15 protein-coding genes are annotated in these 18415 nt (G+C 72.2%); 4 read left to right on the forward strand and 11 right to left on the reverse strand.

Annotated elements, in window-relative coordinates; translation table 11 throughout:
- Positions 1–9: 9 nt before the first annotated feature.
- The 6 genes from AB0B66_RS34240 to AB0B66_RS34265 form a co-directional block, all read right to left on the reverse strand.
- Entirely contained in the window at positions 10–252 is a 243-nt protein-coding gene (locus tag AB0B66_RS34240; RefSeq protein WP_120316303.1) for an acyl carrier protein, read from the reverse strand.
- A gap of 58 nt (positions 253–310) precedes the next feature.
- Complete coding sequence (locus AB0B66_RS34245) at positions 311–1255, reverse strand: beta-ketoacyl-ACP synthase III (protein WP_360537851.1); 945 nt, start codon at positions 1253–1255, stop codon at positions 311–313.
- A complete protein-coding gene (locus AB0B66_RS34250; protein WP_360537853.1) occupies positions 1252–2217 on the reverse strand; it encodes an ACP S-malonyltransferase in 966 nt (321 codons plus the stop codon). The genes AB0B66_RS34245 and AB0B66_RS34250 overlap by 4 nt, the downstream gene beginning before the upstream one ends.
- Before the next feature lie 118 nt (positions 2218–2335).
- Positions 2336–3535, reverse strand: a complete 1200-nt coding sequence (locus tag AB0B66_RS34255) for a helix-turn-helix domain-containing protein (protein ID WP_360537855.1) — start codon at positions 3533–3535, stop codon at positions 2336–2338.
- Positions 3536–3576: 41 nt separating this feature from the next.
- A complete protein-coding gene (locus AB0B66_RS34260; protein WP_360537857.1) occupies positions 3577–4386 on the reverse strand; it encodes a hypothetical protein in 810 nt (269 codons plus the stop codon).
- 52 nt (positions 4387–4438) lie between these two features.
- Positions 4439–5062 carry a hypothetical protein gene (locus AB0B66_RS34265; protein ID WP_360537859.1) on the reverse strand — a complete coding sequence of 208 codons (624 nt, stop codon included), beginning with the start codon at positions 5060–5062 and terminating at the stop codon, positions 4439–4441.
- Between the two features lie 269 nt (positions 5063–5331).
- Between AB0B66_RS34265 and AB0B66_RS34270 the strand changes: the two genes are divergently transcribed.
- Entirely contained in the window at positions 5332–5937 is a 606-nt protein-coding gene (locus AB0B66_RS34270) for a copper resistance CopC family protein (protein WP_360537861.1), read from the forward strand.
- Positions 5938–5993: 56 nt separating this feature from the next.
- Here AB0B66_RS34270 and gltX read toward each other — a convergent pair whose 3' ends face one another.
- Together gltX and AB0B66_RS34280 are read right to left on the reverse strand one after the other, a co-directional pair.
- The gene (gene gltX / locus AB0B66_RS34275; protein WP_360537863.1) at positions 5994–7436 is read right to left on the reverse strand and encodes a glutamate--tRNA ligase; all 1443 of its coding nucleotides are present in this window, start codon (positions 7434–7436) and stop codon (positions 5994–5996) included.
- A gap of 100 nt (positions 7437–7536) precedes the next feature.
- Positions 7537–9213 (reverse strand): glycosyltransferase family 39 protein, encoded by a 1677-nt coding sequence (locus tag AB0B66_RS34280; RefSeq protein WP_360537865.1) that lies wholly within the window; start codon positions 9211–9213, stop codon positions 7537–7539.
- Between the two features lie 98 nt (positions 9214–9311).
- Here AB0B66_RS34280 and AB0B66_RS34285 point away from each other — a divergent pair, with 98 nt between their 5' ends.
- Positions 9312–10985 (forward strand): stealth family protein, encoded by a 1674-nt coding sequence (locus AB0B66_RS34285; RefSeq protein WP_360537867.1) that lies wholly within the window; start codon positions 9312–9314, stop codon positions 10983–10985.
- A gap of 114 nt (positions 10986–11099) precedes the next feature.
- Here the strand turns inward: AB0B66_RS34285 and AB0B66_RS34290 are convergent, their stop codons facing one another.
- Both AB0B66_RS34290 and AB0B66_RS34295 read right to left on the reverse strand, forming a co-directional pair.
- On the reverse strand, positions 11100–12884 hold the full coding sequence (locus AB0B66_RS34290; protein ID WP_360537869.1) for an ABC transporter ATP-binding protein: 1785 nt from the start codon (positions 12882–12884) through the stop codon (positions 11100–11102).
- A gap of 9 nt (positions 12885–12893) precedes the next feature.
- A complete protein-coding gene (locus tag AB0B66_RS34295; RefSeq protein ID WP_360537871.1) occupies positions 12894–13424 on the reverse strand; it encodes a MarR family transcriptional regulator in 531 nt (176 codons plus the stop codon).
- A gap of 84 nt (positions 13425–13508) precedes the next feature.
- Between AB0B66_RS34295 and AB0B66_RS34300 the strand changes: the two genes are divergently transcribed.
- A complete protein-coding gene (locus AB0B66_RS34300; protein WP_360537873.1) occupies positions 13509–14747 on the forward strand; it encodes an MFS transporter in 1239 nt (412 codons plus the stop codon).
- 60 nt (positions 14748–14807) lie between these two features.
- Positions 14808–15461, forward strand: a complete 654-nt coding sequence (locus AB0B66_RS34305) for a ThuA domain-containing protein (RefSeq protein WP_360537875.1) — start codon at positions 14808–14810, stop codon at positions 15459–15461.
- 200 nt (positions 15462–15661) lie between these two features.
- Here the strand turns inward: AB0B66_RS34305 and aceE are convergent, their stop codons facing one another.
- Positions 15662–18397 carry a pyruvate dehydrogenase (acetyl-transferring), homodimeric type gene (aceE, locus tag AB0B66_RS34310; protein WP_360537877.1) on the reverse strand — a complete coding sequence of 912 codons (2736 nt, stop codon included), beginning with the start codon at positions 18395–18397 and terminating at the stop codon, positions 15662–15664.
- Between the last annotated feature and the right edge of the window lie 18 nt (positions 18398–18415).

Raw genomic sequence — 18415 nt, forward strand, 5'->3', positions numbered from 1 at the left:
CTCGCAACTTCAGGAGTTGGCGACGATGAAGGAGACAGCGTCGCCGACGGTCTTCAGGTTCTGGACCTCGTCGTCCGGAATCTTCGCGCCGAACTTCTCCTCGGCGGCCACGACGACCTCGACCATGGAGAGCGAGTCGACGTCGAGGTCCTCGGTGAACGACTTCTCCTCGGAGACGTCGTCGGGGTTCACGCCGGCGACCTCTTCGAGGATCTCGGCCAGGCCGGTGACGACCTCTTCGCGCGTAGCCATGGAACTTGGTTTCCCTTCGGTTGGTGGAACTGATGTGGGTGTAAGCCAGGGGTGGGGCTCAGGGGCAGCGGACTACCTGACCGGCGTAGGTCAGGCCGCCGCCGAAGCCGACGAGGAGCACCGGCGAGCCGGACTTCACCTCGCCGCGCTCGATCATCTTGGACAGCGCCAGGGGGATGCTCGCGGCCGACGTGTTGCCGGACTCCACGATGTCGCGGGACAGCACCGCCGGGTCGACGCCGATCTTGCGGGCCAGCGGCTCGATGATGCGCAGGTTGGCCTGGTGTGGCACGAAACCGCCCAGGTCGCCGGGGGCCACGCCGGCCTTCTCGCAGGCCGCGAGCGCGACCTGCGGCGCGGTGCCGGTGGCCCAGCGGAAGACCTTCTGGCCCTCCTGCACGATGTACGGCTGCCAGCCCTCGATGGCGATCGCGTCGCTCGGCTCGCTGCCCCAGACCACGGGGCCGACCCCGGGCTCCTCGCCCTCGGCGGTGGCCGACACGACCGCCGCGCCCGCGCCGTCGGCGAAGATCACGCAGGTGCTCCGGTCGGACCAGTCGGTGATCTGCGACAGCTTCTCCGCGCCGATCACCAGAGCGTGCTTGGCTGCCCCGGCGCGGATCGAGTGGTCGGCGTTGGCCAGCGCGTACGAGAAGCCCGAGCACGCGGTGTTCAGGTCGAACGCGGCCGCCCCGGCGATGCCGAGCTTGTCGGCGACCCGGCAGGCCACGTTCGGGCTGCGGTCGATCGAGGAGCAGGTCGCCACGATCACCAGGTCGATGTCCGCGGCGGTCAGGCCGGACGCGGCCAGCGCCTTCTCGGCGGCGAACCCGGCCATGTCGGCGACGGTCTCGGTGTCGGCGATGCGCCGCTCCTTGATGCCGACGCGGGACTGGATCCACTCGTCGTTGGTGTCGACCATCTGCGCCAGATCGTCGTTGGTCACGACGCGCGACGGCTGGTAGTGCCCGAAAGCGAGGATCTTGCTGCCGCTTACGCTCATGATTGCTCTCCGATGCGGGCTTGCGGGGTTGACTCGTGCGACCCCGGCGCGCTGTGGCGCGAGATGAGGTCCTTGGCGGCGGCCAGGTCGTCCGGCGTGTTCAGCGTGACGATCTCCGGCGTGCCGGGCTTCAGCTCGCGCTTGACCAGCCCGGCGAGGGTGCCCGCGGGCGGCAGCTCGATCACGGCGGTGACGCCGCGCTCGGCCAGGGTGCGCATGCACAGGTCCCAGCGGACCGGCGCGGTCACCTGGCGGACCAGGCGGCCGAGCATCTCCTGGCCGTCGGTGACGGCCGCGCCGTCGGCGTTGGACAGCTGCGGGCGGGCGGCGTCGGCGGTGGCCACGCTGCTCGCCACGGCGGCCAGGGCCGCTTCGGCCGGGGCCATGTACGGGGTGTGGAACGCGCCCGCGACAGCCAGCTTGATGACCCGCGTACGGGCCGGCGGCGCGGCGGCGAACTTGTCGAGCGCGTCGAGCGCGCCCGCGATGACGATCTGACCGGCGCCGTTGCGGTTCGCGGCGTAGAGCCCCGCGGCCTCCAGCGCGGCCAGCAGCTCGGCCTCGTCGCCGCCGAGCACGGCGGCCATGCCGGTGGGCTCCAGCGCGCAGGCGGCGGCCATCTCCCGGCCGCGTACGCCGGCCAGCGTGATCGCCGCGTCCGGGGTGAGCATGCCGGCCAGTGCCGCCGCGCCCAGCTCGCCGACGCTGTGTCCGGCCACGAGCGAGACGCCCTCCAGCGGCAGTTCGCCGGCGGCCAGCAGGGCGGCGGCGATCAGCAGCGGCTGGGTCTTCGCGGTGTCCTTGATCTCCTCGGCGTCCGCCGCGGTGCCCAGGTGCACCAGGTCGACTCCGGCGAGGTCCGACCACCAGCGCAGACGATCAGCGGCGCCGTCGAGGTCGAGCCACGGCGTGAGGAATCCTGGTTTCTGGGCACCCTGGCCCGGGGAGAGTACGGCGAGCACGTATTCAACCCTGAGGGATCACGGACCGGCGCGCCGTTGCCGGGGATGACTAAATCCTCCTACCGATGTTGTGGGTACCCCACAAAGATCGGCGTACGGTGGCGGAATTTTGTCCCGTTCATGTCGGCTTGGTGAGCTGTTCGCCCTGCGTACCGGGCTCCAGTCGGCCCAACGCGAGCGCGATCTTGAGGGTGAACGCGTCACGCGGAGTCAGCGGCCCGAAGCCTGTGACCTCGGCCACTCGGCGCAGGCGGTAACGCACCGTGTTCGGGTGGACGAACAGCGCGCGAGCCGTCGCCTCCAGCGCGCCACCGTGCGTGAGGAACGCGTCCAGCGTCTCCAGCAACTCCCCGCTGGTCCGCGCCAGCGCCCCGTACGCCGAGTGGCGCAGGATGCGCCGGGCCTCCCCGTCGCCGGCCAGGGCGCGTTCGGGCAGCAGGTCGTCGGCGGCCACCGGTCGGGGCGCGGCGGGCCACGCGGGCGCGGCCCGATAGCCGGCCATCGCCGAACGGGCCGACTCCGTGGCCGCCTCCAGCGACGGCACCGCCGGGCCCACCACCACCGGGCCCTCGCCGAACGCGGGCAGCAGCCGTTCGGCCACCGCCACAGGATCGCTCGCCCCGCCCACCACCACGACCAGCCGGTCGCCGTGCACGCCGCCGAGCACCTCGACGTCGGCGCGCCGTGCCGCCCGGTGCACCCCGTGCAGCACGATCGCGGCCTCGCCGCCGGGGGAGCGGCCGACCACCACCGCGACCGGCGGCGCGTCGGTCCAGCCGAGCGCGGCCGCGCGGCTGGCCAGCACGTCCGCCGAGTCGCCGCGCAGCAGCGCGTCCACCAGCAGCGCCTGCAGCCGGGCGTCCCACGCGCCGCGCGACTCGGCCGCGCGGGCGTACACCCGGGCGGCGGCGAACGCGACCTCGCGGGAGTAGCGCAGCACCGCCTCGCGCAGCTGCTGCTCCTCGCCGGGCGCGGCCAGGTGCGGCACCTGCTCCTCGACGACGTCGATGGTGACCTTGATCAGGGCGACGGTCTGCTGCAGGTTGATGCTGCGGGCCAGCGCCCGCGGCGCGACGTCGAACACCTCGTCGGAGACCGCCTGCGGCCCGCCGCGCGCGCCCGCGCCCGTGCGCAGCCACTGCACCAGCGACTGGACACCGGCCTGCGCCACCAGCATGACCCACGACCGCTGGTCGGCCGGCAGCTCGCGGAACCACGGCAGCGACTCGTCCATGCGTGACACGCTGGCGGTTGCCAGGGCGCCGGCGGACCGCTCGATCTGCCGCAGCGTCGCGGCCAGCGGTTCGCCGTCGGTCATGTGCCCCATATTAGGGAGCCTGCGGGCTCCACCGGCCCGGCTCAGTGGGGCTGCCCGTCCGTGCCGCCCTGCTGCGGCGCGGCGTAGGGCGTGGTGGCCGGGTTCCCGCCGACGGGCTGGGCCACCGTGGCCGGGTCGTACGCGGTCGCCGCGTACGGGTCCGGCGCGGCGGGCGCCTTGCGGCGGGTGAGCCAGACGGCCAGGAAGACGATGCCGATGATCACGGCGAGGCCGAGCGCGCCGCCGACCACCGCGACGACCAGCCACGGGAAGGCGCTGCCCTCCTCGGCCACGGCCCGCAGCTCGTTCTTGCCGCCCAGGGCGACGTTCCAGCGCACGGTGTTGCCGTCGACGACCGCCTTGGCGTCGTGCTCGATCACCTTTCCGGGGAAGGTGACCGCGAAGGTGATCTGCAGGCTGCTCAGGAACGGCTTGACCATCTCGGCCTGCGGGCCGAGGCCGTCGGCGCCGGTGTCGAGGTCGGCGGTGAAGACGTACTTGCCGTTGGCGTGGGTGATCGAGGGCGAGCCCTTCTCACCGGTGTTGAACTCGGTCAGCGGCAGGTCGTCGTAGATGATCTTCTTGCCGTAGTACTTGCCGTCGTCGTACACCTCGGTCTTCGCGCCCTTCGGCAGCTCCGCGAGGCTGTCGCCGGCGTCTTCGAACGCCTGCTCGGGGCTCTTGCCGCTCAGCTGGAGCACCGACTTGTCCAGCGCCATGACGATCGTGCCGTCGACGGTGTCGTCGCTGTTCACGGTCATGTTCATGTCGAGCTTCATGCAGCCGGAGAGGCTGAAGGCCGCCAGGGCCAGCACGGCGAGGGTGCGCAGGGATGTGCGGGGCAGTCGCATCGGGCCAGTATGTGGCACCTGCGCCCCGGCCGGAAGCCGGGGCGCACCGACGTCAGATGGTGCGCCGGAACGCGTACGCGATGGCGAACACGCCGAGCGCGATGACCACCACGACCGCGCCGTTGAGTCCCACGAAACGCTGCCAGTCGCCGACCATGGCGCGGATGTCCGGCTCGGCCGTCGCCGACTCGACCAGACCGCCGCCCGTGCCGCCGCCCTCGGCCGGCGCGGCCGTGCCCAGCGAGATCCCGGCACCGCGCAGCGAGGCGTCCATGGTGAAGCGCCCCAGGAACCAGGCCGCGGTGACCTTGCGCTTGTCGGGCTGCGCGGCCGGGCGGAAGACCCGGGGACCGCCCGCGGCCAGCGGGTACAGGTCGTAGGTCTGCTTGTCCACACCGTTGACCGCGGCCACCACGACGAACTTCGGGCCGAGCTTGTCGGCGGCCGGAGCCTTGAGCGGCGACGTCCCGCCGGCCAGCCAGTCGACCTCGCCCGCCATCGCCGTGAACTGGCGCTGGTGCTGGTCGGAGCGCAGCACGATGGGCGCGGTCAGCATGTCCGAGGAGATGGTGATGGTGCGCACGGTCGGCGACGGGCTCGGCTTGGGCGACGGCGTCGGCGCGCCGAACGCGGGCGCGCCGAGCAGCAACAGGGCTGCGGCGAACAGTCCTGCCACGACCTTCACGATGGTGCCCCTCACGTTGATGCCCTGCATGGCCCCCGCCCCGTTTCGCGCTGCGTCACCTGGTGCCAGTGTGACTGGTGGTACCTCTTCTAGACCCGTGGGAAACCTGTCAGGTTGCTACGCCGATAGTCACGTTTCGGACACGGGCGCGGCACTGTCGGGCTTGGTGGGGTAACGCACGCGATTGGTCGGGAACCGAAAGGGTCGGTAACGTCGACCAACTGCGGATTGCGGTGGATCATAACGAAGCGGAGGCGATCGTGGGGGACAGTCGGCGGCGGAGCGGGCAGGGCCAGGTGGCCCGGCGTGGCGCGGCGGTGCTCGCCGTCCTGGTGGGACTCGGCGCGCTGCTGCTCGGCGCGACCCCGGCCTGGGCGCACAATGCCCTGGTCGAGGCATCTCCGAAGAAGAACGCCACATTGACGGCCGCCCCCGCGGCGGTGAAGCTGACCTTCCTGGCCACGCTCAAGAGCGATGGGACGAAGCTCACGGTGACCGGCCCGGACGGCGGCGCGGCGGCGGGCCCGGTGACCGTGAGCGGCAAGGCGGTGTCCGTGCCGTTCACCGGCGCCGCGGGCGGGGCCTACACCGTCGCTTACGAGGTGCTGTCGAAGGACGGCCACCTGGTGAAGGGGTCGTACAAGTTCAGCCTGGCGGTGGCCGAGAGCGCCGCCCCGAGCCCGTCCCCGGTCACCGAGTCGGCGCAGGTGAGCCCGTCGGCGAGCCCGGCGGCGGCGAGCACCGCGCCGGTCGCCGACACCGGCTCCGGCGACCCGTGGTGGCCCTGGGTCGGCGGGGCGGCCGTGGCCGGCCTGCTGGTCGGCGGGGTCATCAACCTCGTCAAGAAGCGCCGCGAACAGGCCTGATCCGATAAAGCAGGACGCCCCCGCCGAAGCACGGCGGGGGCGTCGTCGTCTGCGGATCAGGCCGCGGCGGCCGCCAGCCGGCGCAGCGTACGCTCGCGGCCGAGCACCTCCAGCGACTCGAACAGCGGCAGGCCCACCGAGCGGCCGGTGACCGCGACGCGGACCGGGGCCTGCGCCTTGCCCAGCTTCAGCCCGTGCGCCTCGCCGACGGTCACCAGGGTGTTCTTCAGCGACTCGGCGTCCCACGACGACAGCTCGCGCAGCGCCGCGATGACGTCGGGCAGGATGCCCGCGTCCTTGGACGCCTTCGCCCAGGACGCCTCGTCCAGCAGCGGTGAGTCCAGGAACAGGAAGTCCACGTAGGACGGCACCTCGGACAGCACCGTGATGCGCGTCTGCACCAGCTCGGCGACCTGCCCGAACACGGCCGGGTCGTACGCCTCCGGCGACCACGGCGGCGGCGTGATCCCGTAGCCCCGCTCGGCCCGCTCCTGCTCGGTGGGGAACGGCCCGGTCAGCCACGGCGCGCACGCCTCGGTGAACTCCGGCACCGACAGCGCCCGGATGTACTCGCCGTTGAACGCGCGCAGCTTCTTCTCGTCGAAGAACGCCGGAGACGGGTTGACCTCGTCCAGGCGGAACTCGTCCTCGATCACCGACCAGGGCACGATCTCCCGGTCGCCGCTGGGCGCCCAGCCGAGCAGCATCAGGTAGTTGCGCATGGCGGCGGCAAGGTAGCCCTCGTCCCGGTACATCTCCAGGGCGACCTTGTCGCGGCGCTTGGACAGCTTCTGCCGCTTCTCGTTCACCACGACCGGCACGTGCGCCCACACCGGCGGGGTCTTGCCCAGCGCCTCCCAGAGCAGCTGCTGCTTGGGCGTGTTGGGCAGGTGCTCCTCGGCGCGGATCACGTGGGTGATCCCCATGGTCATGTCGTCGACGACGTTGGCCAGCAGGAACACCGGCGAGCCGTCGCCTCGGGCGATGACGAAGTCCTCGATCAGCTTGTTCTCGAAGGTCGGCTCGCCGCGGATCAGGTCGACGACCTTGGTCACGCCCTCGTCGGGGGTGCGGAAGCGCAGCGCCCGGCCCTCGCCCGCGCTCAGGCCCCGGTCGCGGCAGAAGCCGTCGTAGCCGGCGTATTTGGCGGACCCAGCCTTGTTGTCGGCGCGGGCCTGCACGTCGTCGCGGGTGCAGTCGCAGTAGTAGGCCTTGCCCGCGTCGAACAGCTGCTGGGCTGCCTTGGTGTGCTCCGCGTGGTACGACGACTGGAACAGCGGGCCCTCGTAGGTGTCCCGGGCGATGCCGATCCACTCCAGCGCGGACAGGATGCCCTCGGTCCACTCGGGGCGGTTGCGCGCGGCGTCGGTGTCCTCGATGCGCAGCACGAACACCCCGCCCTGCTGCTTGGCGAAGACCGCGTTCTGCAGCGCCGAGCGGGCGCCGCCGACGTGGAACATACCGGTCGGGGAGGGAGCGAAGCGCACACGTACCGTCACGGTCTCCAGGGTACGGCGCGCCCCCGGGCGTCGCGCCACCAGGTTTGCCGGATGCGCGAAGGGCCCACCCCGCCCCGGGGTGGGCCCTCGACGTCCGCCGTTACGGCTGGGAGGCGGGTGGCTGCTCGCGGACCAGCAGGGCCACCGCGACACCCTGCGTGCGCTGGGCGAACACCGTGGTGAACTCGTCGCGCAGCAGCTCGGCCCGGGCCACCGGCATGGCCGCGAACAGGTCGCGGTCGGGCGCGGAGGTCACCAGCCAGATCCGGGTGACGCCCTTGGCGCACTCGGCCGGGTCGGCGCACTCGACGGCCTCGAAGCTGCCCCGGTCCTGGCCCCGGACGGACACGAAGACGTCCTTGGGCCCGTCGAGGTCACGCAGTTCGAAGGTCATCCCGCGGCGGAAGGTGCGCGGGCCGCCGTGCGACTCGCCGCCGTAGGCGATGGCGTCGCCCGGCAGCAGGCGCGGCCGCATGATCTCCGCGGCGGTGCGCAGATCCGCCTGGTTGCCGGCGGGCAGCGTGCGGGCCTCGACCTGCCCTGGCAGGCCGACCAGGGCCAGCACCGCCAGCGCGCCCAGCGACACCGCCCAGGCGGGCCCGTCCCCGGCCAGCGCTCGCCGGGCCGGGGAGCGCCGTGCGCCGGTCTCCGCCGCCTCGCCGCCGAGGATCGCCTTCGCGCTGCGCGGGCCCGCGACGGCCCGGCGGGCCGCCGTCGTCGGCGGGACCGGGGACACCGCCCGCGCCGCCGCCGCGCGGGCCGCCGGGGTCAGCGCGGCCACCCGGGCCGACGCCTCACGCAGCGTGCAGGCGGCCAGCAGCACCCAGGCGGGTACGGTGAACAGCAGGTACCGCGACAGCATCATGTTGATCACCGGGGTGAGCGCCAGCACGGCGGCGGGCGGCAGCAGCGCCCAGGCCAGCAGGAAGCGCCGCCGGGGCTCGGCCAGCCGCACCGAGAGCAGCGCCAGCCCCAGCACCGCCAGGCCGACCCACATCGAGCCGAAGATACTGGTGATGAACTCGCGGACCGACTCCTCGCCGCGGTCGCCGATCCAGCCGATCTGACCGGTCTGTCGCTTGCCCAGCCACAGCAGCGGCAGCACGGGTAGGCCGCCCACGGCGGTGGCGATCAGCCAGTTGCGCAGCGCGGCCGAGCGTAGCCCCACCGCGCCGAGCACGGCCACCGCGTACGCGGCCAGCACCGTCAGCGCGACCAGGTGCGACCACCCGATGGCGGCGACGATCAGCGCGTACGGCACCCAGCGCCGCCACCGCTCCGGCTGCTCCAGCGCCCGCAGCAGGGCCAGCGCACCCGCGACGGCGAACGCCAGCGCGAACGCGTACGGCCGGGCCTCCGCGCCGTAGCGGGAGACCGCGGGCAGCAGGGCGAACAGCAGCCCGGCGACCAGGCCCGCGCCGGGGGAGAACAGCCGCCGCCCGAGCGCGCCGATCAGGCCCGCCGCGGCGGCCATGGCCAGTGCCGAGGGCAGTCGCAGGCTGGTCAGCCCGTCCCCGAAGAGGGCGACCCACGCCCGGGTGAACAGGTAGAACGGCGCGAACACCGCATCTACCTTGGACAGCAGGAGTTCCAGCTGGTCGGTGGTGAGCGAGGCGGCCCACCAGGTGGCGTACTCGTCGCGCCAGAGGGCGCGCCGATCGTGTCCGATCAGCACCACGAGCAGGGTGACCAGCGCCGGAATCGTGATCGGAAGGCTGCGGGCGAGCCGGGCACCGAACGGGGCCGGGCCGAAAGCGTGCGGTTGTGGGCGGGTCAAGCGTTGACCCCCTGACGGCTGAAAACGGCAGTCAACATGAATGTCCTTATTAACCAAATACGCAGTCCTATGCGGCTTATGACCTATGTTGGGTTGTTGTGAAGCAGATTGTCAAACGCCTCCTGCCGAGACCCGCGCTGCGCGCCGCCGCCTACCGGCTCCCGCTGCGCCAACGGGTCCGCATCGCCAAGCTGCTCGTCGGTGGACCGTCCCGCACCCGGCCCGCCGGCCCCGTCACCGCGTCCGGCGCCTCGTCGCCCGCCCACGCGTGGCACGACAATCTGCAGACCGTGACCGGGCTGCTGGAAGCCGACGGCGTCGACTACTTCTGCCTGCCGCACACCGACCCGCGGCGCAGCGCCGTCGCCGTCGCGGCCGAGCACCGCGCGCAGGTGCTGCGCCTGCTGCGGGGCAGGGCCGGCGGGGACACCGTCATCCGGACCCTCGACGTGGCCGGCCGCCGGGTCAGCCCGCAGCGCTGCGCGGTGGTGCAGGTCTACCGGTCCGCCGGGGGCGCGGCGAACACGCCGCTCACCCAGGACGCGTACGCCTGCGAGATCGAGTTCTGGTCGACCGTGAAGCAGCAGGGCTGGCAGGCCCCGCGCCAGGTCGGGCCGCGCAACCACAAGGTCGGCACCGTCGTCAGCGTGGACAACCCGACGCAGTACGTCGCCGCCGCGCGCCTGTCGGCGTTCGTGCCGCGCGACGCCGAACCGCGCTACCGCAGCCGCGCCGTCTACGCCGAGCCCGGCCCCAACGACGTGCAGTTCCCCATCGACGTCGTCTACACCTGGGTGGACGGCGACGACCCGGCCTGGCGCAGCCGCAAGGCGCTGGCCCTCGGCGAGGACCCCGACGACTCGTTCGCCGGGCTGGCCACCAACGACTCCCGGTTCACCTCACGCGACGAGCTGCTCTACTCGATGCGCTCGCTGCACGCGTTCGCCCCGTGGGTCAACCACATCTACCTGGTGACCGACGACCAGACGCCGTCCTGGCTCGACCCGACGTCGCCGCACGTCACGCTGGTCTCGCACAAGGAGATCTTCGGCGATGTCGGGGTGCTGCCGACCTTCAACTCGCATGCCATCGAGTCGCGGCTGCACAAGGTGGCCGGCCTGTCGGAGCACTTCCTGTACTTCAACGACGACATGATCCTGGGCCGGCCCGTGCTGCCCACCCAGTTCTTCTTCGCCAACGGCGTGGCCAAGTTCTTCCCGTCCAGCTCGCTGGTCGACGTCAACCCGCCCGCGCCCGCCGACGCGCCCGTCGACGTCGCGGCGAAGAACAACCGCCGGCTGCTCCAGGAACGCTTCGGCACCCAGCTCTACCAGAAGATGCGGCACGTGCCGTACCCGCTGCTGCGCGCGGTGCTGGAGGAGATCGAGACCGAGCTGCGCGAGGAGTCGCACGCGACCGCCTCGCACCAGTTCCGCGACCGCGGCGACCTGTCCATCCCGTCGTCGCTGGCGCACTACTGGGCGCACAGCACCGGGCGCTCGGTGCCCGGCTCGATCAGCCACGTCTACATCGACCTGGGCCGCCTGATCGCCCCGGTCATGCTGGCCCGGCTCGTCCGCCAGCGCAACGTCGACGTGTTCTGCCTCAACGACACCAACTCGGCCGCCGGGGAGATGGACGAGCAGACCGAGATGGTGCGCGACTTCATGGAGGCGTACTTCCCGTTCCAGGCGCCCTGGGAGCTGTCCGGCCGCATGGACCTCACCCAGCGCACCGCCGAACCCGCCGTCGCCGCCCCGGTGGCCGGCTGACCCGTCTTTCCGCTGACGTTGGCCTATCTCATCGAAAATGATCGCCTCGTATTCGATGAGATGGGCCAACGTTTATTCCTGGCAGAGCGGGCCGGGGCGGCCCGACGGGCAGGGTCAGGCCGGATCCGGGGCGGGGTCGACGAGGAACTGGTGGGCGGCGAGCTCGCGGTAGAGCGGGCTGGTGTCCAGCAGTTCCTCGTGGCGGCCGGTGGCCACGACGCGGCCGTGCTCCAGCACCACGATCTGGTCGGCGTCCACGACGGTGGACAGCCGGTGCGCGACGATCAGCAGCGTGCGGCCCTGCGCGACGGTGTCGATCGCCGAGCGCAGCGCCGCCTCGTTGCGCGCGTCGAGGTTGCTGGTCGGCTCGTCCAGCAGCAGGATCGGCGGCGCGGCCAGCAGCGTACGGGCGATCGCCAGCCGCTGCCGCTCCCCGCCGGACAGCAGCACGCCGCCTTCGCCGACCTGCGCGTCCAGCCCCAGCGGGGTCCGGTCGACCAGCTCCTCCAGGTTGACCGCGGCCAGCACGGCGCGCATCTGCTCCTCGGTTGCGTCGGGCGTGGCCAGCCGCAGGTTGTCCCGCAGCGTGCCGGCCAGCACCGGCGACTCCTGCTCGACGTAGCCGAGCCGGGACCGCAGCGTGTCATGACTCAGCTCGCGCACGTCCACCCCGTCGACACGCAGGCTGCCCGAGGTCACCTCGTAGAACCGCTCGACCAGGGACAGCAGCGTCGACTTGCCCGCCCCGGACGGCCCGACCAGCGCGGTCCGCGTACCCACCGGGGCCTGGAAGCTGACCTCGCGCAGCACCGGCTCGCCGACCCGGCCCTCGGCGTCGGTGTAGCCGAAGCCGACCCGGTCGAACTCGATCGCCGGGGCGCCGGCCGGGCCGGACTGCGCCGGCACGGGTGCCGAGCCGTCGCCCTCCAGCGGGATGACCAGGACCTCCTCCATGCGCTGCAGCGCACCGAGACCGGCCTGCAGTTGGGTGTACGCGTTGAGCGCCTGGCCCAGCGGCATCACCAGGAAGAACACGAACAGCACGAAGGCGACCAGGTCGCCGACGGTGATCGCGCCGGACGCGACGCGCGCCCCGCCGACGCCCAGCACCAGCAGGAACGAGCCCTGGATGGTGGTCACCATGGCGGGCTGCACGATCGCCTGCAACCGGGCGATCCGCACCCCCGCGTGGTACGCCTGCTCGGCGCTGTGCGCCACGGTCGCCGTCTCCCGGGCCTCGGCCCGGCTGGCCCGGATGGTGCGCGCGGCGGTGATGGAGCGTTCGACGGCGGCGGTCATCTCGCCGATGCGCGCCTGTGCGTCGCGGGACATGCCGCGCACCTTGCGGGCGAAGTAGATGCCGCCCGACATGCCGATCACCAGGCCGATCAGGGTGACGCCGAACAGCAGCGGGTCCAGCAGCACCATCGCGGTCGCCGCGCCGATCACCATGATCGCGCCGCTGACGGTGTCGAACAGGCCGGAGGTGACCACGGCCCGCAGCAGCGTGGTGTCCGCGCCGACCCGGGACAGCAGGTCACCGGTGCGGCGCTGGTCGTACTCGGCGATGGGCAGGCGCAGCAGGTGCCCGGCCAGGCGGCGGCGCGACGTGAGGACCAGGCCCTCCGCGGTGCGCTGGAGCAGGAAGTGCCGGAAGCCGTCGATCGCGGCGACGCCGACCAGCGTGACCACCAGAGCGAGCACGCTCGCGCCGATCGGCGTACGTGCACCGAGCCCGTCGAGCACATTGCGGGTCAGCACCGGCTGCAGCAGCGTGCCGGCGGTGGTGACCAGGGACAGGGCGGCGACGACGAGCAGCGAGGAGCGGTGGGCGCGCAGGTACGGCCAGAGCGTGCGCAGCCCCACCTGGGGCATGGCGGCGGGGTCTTCCGGGGGCATGCCCCGACACTAGCCGCCGCCGTGCAACGGCTGGCCTGAGCTGCGGTCTCCGGGTTGCTCGGCGGCGAGCATGATCCGGCGCAGCAGGTCGGCCAGCGTACGCCGCTCCGCCGCGTCCAGGGCCCCGAGCAGCCGGTACTCCTCGTGGCCGAGCACGTCCATCGCGCCGAGCCAGGCGGCGCGGCCGGACTCGGTCAGCTCGATGTCGACTCGCCTGCGGTCGGCGGCCGACGGCGTACGGCGGATGAAGCCGCGCTGTTCCAGCCCGTCGAGGCGGCCGGTGATCGTCGCGGGGGCCATGGCCAGGTCACCGGCCAGCTCCGACGGCGCGGCGCGGCCACCCCGCCCGGCCAGCGAGTGCAGTGTGTCGAACTCGTGGCGCTGCAGGTCGAAGTCGACGAGCGACTGCTCGCGTACCCGTCGCAGGTGGTGCGACAGCTTCTTCATCCGCGTCACCGCGGCCTCGATGTCGGGGTCGAGGTCGGGCAGCACGGGCAGCCAGCGGGCGACGTGCGCGTCCACCGAATCTCGGGGCTCCATGCCGGTGATCCTATGACGGCCACGACCTTTCGGAAACGAATTGTTCGTTGACAAAAAGTTCGGTACCGAAATATCTTGGCGAACATGGCTCACCCCCTGCGCCAACGCGCCTTCCGGCTGCTGTTCGTCGGCCGCACCCTGTCTTCGCTGGGCGACTTCGTCATCCCCGCCGCGCTCGCCATCGCCGTGCACCACGCCACCGGATCCAGCGGCGCCCTGGCGCTGGTGCTGGCCTGCGCGATGGTGCCCCGGCTGGTGCTGCTGCCGCTGGGCGGCGTGCTCGCCGACCGCCACGACCCGCGCCTGGTGGCGCTGTCCGCCGACCTCGTCCGGTGCGCCGTGCAGGTGTTCGTCGGCTGCGAGCTCATCGGCGGAGATCCGGAGCTGGCACACCTCGCCGTCGCGTCGGCGGTCGGCGGGATCGCCTCCGCGTTCGCCATTCCCACCACGTCACCGCTGGTCGCCGGGGTGGTGGACGGCGTCCAGCGGCAGGCGGCCAACGCCGCGATGGCCGTCGCCACCGGCGTCACCCGGCTGGCCGGGCCCGCGCTGGCCGGGGCGCTGATCCTGTTCGCAGGGGCGGGGTGGGCGTTCCTGCTCGACGGCGCGTCCTTCGCGGTCAGCGCGCTGCTGCTGGCCGTCATCCGGGTGCGCCGCGTGCCGATCGAGCGCCGCACCCTGCTCGCCGACCTGGCCGCGGGCTGGGCCGAGGTCCGCTCCCGCGACTGGTACTGGACCAGCCTCATCGCCCACGCCGCCTGGAACGGCGTCGCCGCGGTGCTGATCACGCTGGGCCCGGCCATCGCCGTCGACCGGCTCGGCGGCGACGCGACGTGGGTGCTCGTGCTGGAGGCCGGCGCGGTGGGCCTGCTGCTCGGCTCCCTCGTCGCGAGCCGGGTGCGCCCCCGCCGCCCCGTGCTGGTGGCGAACCTGGGCCTGGCCACCTACGCGCTGCCGCTGGCGCTACTGGCGGTGGCCGCCCCGGCGCCGGCCGTCATCGGCTCGTACGGCCTGGCCATGGCGGCGCTCGGCTTCCTCAACCCGGTATGGGAGACGGTCGTGCAGGCCGAGATCCCGCCGCAGGCGCTGGCCCGGGTGACGTCGTACGACTGGCTGTGCTCGCTCGCGGCCACTCCGATCGGCTACGCGCTCGCGCCGCTGGCCGCGGCGGCCTGGTCGCCGCAGGTCCCGCTGATCGCCGCGGCGGTCGTGGTGGCCGCCGCCTGCCTCGGCACCGTGCTCGCCCCGGGGGTGCGCCGGATCGGCCTGCCCACCCCGGTGCCGGCCCCGGCCGCGGCCGAGCCTGTCGGAGCCGCCCGGTGAACGGCTGTCCCGCCAGGGGCGTGCTCGCCGAGCAGAGGGAAACCGTTTACCCTGTGCGCCATGCGTAGCGCGTTGATCGTCCGCGGTGGTGCCGAGTTCCACGACCCCGTCGGCACCACCGACAGCTTCCTGCCGTTCCTCAAGGACCAGGGCTTCACCGTCGAGATCGCCGACGACCTGTCCGTGTACGACGACGCCGCGCTGCTCGCCCGTACCGACCTGATCGTCAACTGCTGGACCACCGGTGACCTCAGCCCTGACCGGGCCCGCCATCTCGACGACGCCGTCCGCGCCGGCACCGGCCTGGCCGGCTGGCACGGCGGCATCGTCGCCGCGTTCACCGAACGCCGCTACCAGTGGCTCACCGGCGGCTGGTTCACCTGCCACCCCGGCGACTTCGTCCCGCACACCCTCACCGTGCGACCCGACCGCGCCGACCACCCGATCGTCGCCGGCATCAGCACCGTCGCCCTGCACACCGAGCGCTACTGGATGCTGGCCGACCCGCTCAACGACGTCCTGGCCACCATCACGTTCCCGGTCGAGGACGGCGAACCCTGGCGCGAGCCGGTCACCCACCCGGCCGTGTACACCCGGCAGTGGGGCCAGGGCCGCATCTTCGTCTCCACGGTCGGACACCACCTGCCCGATCTCGACATCCCCGAGATCCGCACCGTCACCGAACGTGGCCTGCTCTGGGCCGCCCGCCCCTGAACCACCGCCCTTCGGCGAACAGGTGAGCTGGCGCAGCCGCGCGAGGCCCACAGCCTCGGCCGGGCGTGTTCACCGGCGATTCATACCCAGAAGACCGCCACGTACGGCGAAGGCCCCGCGACACCAGGTCGCAGGGCCTCCACCGTTAGGAAGGGCACCTTCTACAACGCGGAGCGTGGTGAAGGTGCCCTTCCTTTCTCTCAGCTGTCGCCGCCGGTTTCGCCGGCGGGGGCCGCCAGGACGTCGTCGATGGCGTACTTGCGGGCGGCCTCGGCCGGGGCGGTCGCGGGGACCTCGCCGGCGCGGGCGAGCTGGGCCAGGACCGCCACGACGACCGACTCGGCGTCGACGTTGAAGTGGCGGCGCAGGGCCGAGCGGGTGTCCGACATGCCGAAGCCGTCGGTGCCGAGCGAGGTGTAGTCGCCCGGGACCCAGCGCGAGATCAGGTCCGGGACGGCGCGCATCCAGTCGGACACGGCGACCTTCGGGCCCGGGGCGTTGCTCAGCGCCCGGGTCACGTACGGCACCTTGGCGGGCTGGTCCGGGTGCAGCAGGTTGTGCCGCTCCGTCTCCACCGCGTCGCGGCGCAGCTCGGTCCAGCTGGTCGCCGACCACACGTCGGCGGCCACGCCCCAGTCCTCGGCCAGCAGCTGCTGGGCGCGCAGCGCCCACTGCATGCCGACACCGGAGGCCATGATCTGCGCCTTCGGGCCCTCGACCGTCGCCGGAGCATACCGGTACAGGCCCTTGAGCAGGCCCGCCACGTCCACGTCGGCGGGCTCCGCCGGGTGCACGTACGGCTCGTTGTAGACGGTCATGTAGTAGAAGATGTCCTCCGGCGACTCGCCGTACATCCGCTTGAGACCGTCCTCGACGATGTATGAGATCTCGAAGCCGAACGCCGGGTCGTACGCCACCGCGGCCGGGTTGGTCGCCGCGATGAGGTGCGAGTGCCCGTCCTCGTGCTGCAGGCCCTCGCCGTTGAGCGTGGTGCGGCCCGCGGTGGCGCCCAGCAGGAAGCCGCGCGTCATCTGGTCCGCCGCCGCCCACAGGCCGTCGGCCGTGCGCTGCCACCCGAACATCGAGTAGAAGATGTAGACCGGGATCATCGGCTCGCCGTGGGTGGCGTACGCGCTGCCCGCGGCCGTGAACGAGGCGATCGAGCCGGCCTCGTTGATGCCCTCGTGCAGGATCTGCCCGGCGGTGGACTCCTTGTAGGACAGGAACAGCTCCCGGTCCACCGAGGTGTACTGCTGGCCGTGCGGCGAGTAGATCTTCGCCGTCGGGAACAGCGAGTCCATGCCGAAGGTGCGCGCCTCGTCGGGGATGATCGGCACCCAGCGGTGGCCGATCACCTTGTCCTTCATCAGGTCCTTGAACAGGCGGACGAAGGCCATCGTGGTGGCGATCTTCTGCTTGCCGGAGCCCTTCTTCAGGTCCGCGTAGACCTTCGTCTCGGGCAGCTGCAGCGGGACGGGCTTGGTGTTGCGCGAGGGCAGCGAGCCGCCCAGCGCCGCACGCCGCTCCATCAGGTAGCCGATCTCGTCGCTCTTGGCACCCGGGTGGAAGTACGGCGGCTCGTACGGGTTGGCCTCCAGGGCCGAGTCCGGGATGTCGAGGAAGAGGCGGTCGCGGAAGCTCTTCAGGTCGTCCAGCGTCAGCTTCTTCATCTGGTGCGTGGCGTTGCGGCCCTCGAAGTGCGAGCCCAGCGTCCAGCCCTTGATGGTCTTGGCGAGGATGACCGTCGGCTGACCGGTGTGCTCGGTCGCGGCCTTGTAGGCGGCGTAGAGCTTGCGGTAGTCGTGGCCGCCGCGCTTGAGACCCCAGATCTCGTCGTCGGACATGTGCTCGACCATCTTGCGGGTCCGCGCGTCGCGGCCGAAGAAGTGCTCGCGCACGTACGCCCCGGACTCCGCCTTGTAGGTCTGGTAGTCACCGTCGGGCGTCACGTTCATCAGGTTGACCAGCGCGCCGTCGGTGTCCTGGGCGAGCAGCGGGTCCCACTCGCGGCCCCAGACGACCTTGATGACGTTCCAGCCGGCGCCCCGGAAGAACGCCTCCAGCTCCTGCATGACCTTGCCGTTGCCGCGGACCGGGCCGTCGAGGCGCTGCAGGTTGCAGTTGATGACGAAGGTGAGGTTGTCCAGCTCCTCGCGCGCGGCCAGGCCGATCGCGCCCAGGGTCTCCGGCTCGTCCATCTCGCCGTCGCCCAGGAAGGACCATACTCGCTGGTCCGAGGTGTCCTTGATGCCGCGGTGGTGCAGGTAGCGGTTGAACCGCGCCTGGTAGATCGCGTTCAGGCCGCCCAGGCCCATGGACACCGTCGGGAACTCCCAGAAGTCCGGCATCAGGCGCGGGTGCGGATACGACGGCAGGCCGCCGCCCGGGTGCGACAGCTCCTGGCGGAACCCGTCGAGCTGGTGCTCGCTCAGGCGGCCCTCCAGGTACGCGCGCGCGTACATGCCGGGGGAGGCGTGGCCCTGGTAGAAGATGTGGTCGCCGCCACCCGGGTGGTTCTTGCCCCGGAAGAAGTGGTTGAAGCCGACCTCGTAGAGCGAGGCGGACGACGCGTACGTCGAGATGTGCCCGCCGACGCCGACACCGGGGCGCTGCGCCCGGTGCACGGTCATGGCCGCGTTCCACCGGATGTACGCGCGCAGCCGGCGCTCGATGTGCTCGTCGCCGGGGAACCACGGCTCCCGCTCGCTGGGGATCGTGTTGATGTAGTCGGTCGTGGTCAGCGGGGGGACGCCGACCTGCCGCTCACGAGCCCGCTCCAGCAGGCGCAACATGACGTACCGGGCGCGCTTGGCGCCTCGCTCGTCGATCACTCCGTCGAGCGACTCGACCCACTCGGCCGTCTCCTCGGGATCGATGTCCGGGAGCTGGCTCGGCAGGCCGTCGCTGATCACCGGGCGCTTGCGTTCGGTGGCCACAGGCGTTCCCTCGTAGTT

It is taken from the genome of Catellatospora sp. NPDC049111 (assembly GCF_040648615.1).
Classification (GTDB): domain Bacteria; phylum Actinomycetota; class Actinomycetes; order Mycobacteriales; family Micromonosporaceae; genus Catellatospora; species Catellatospora aurea.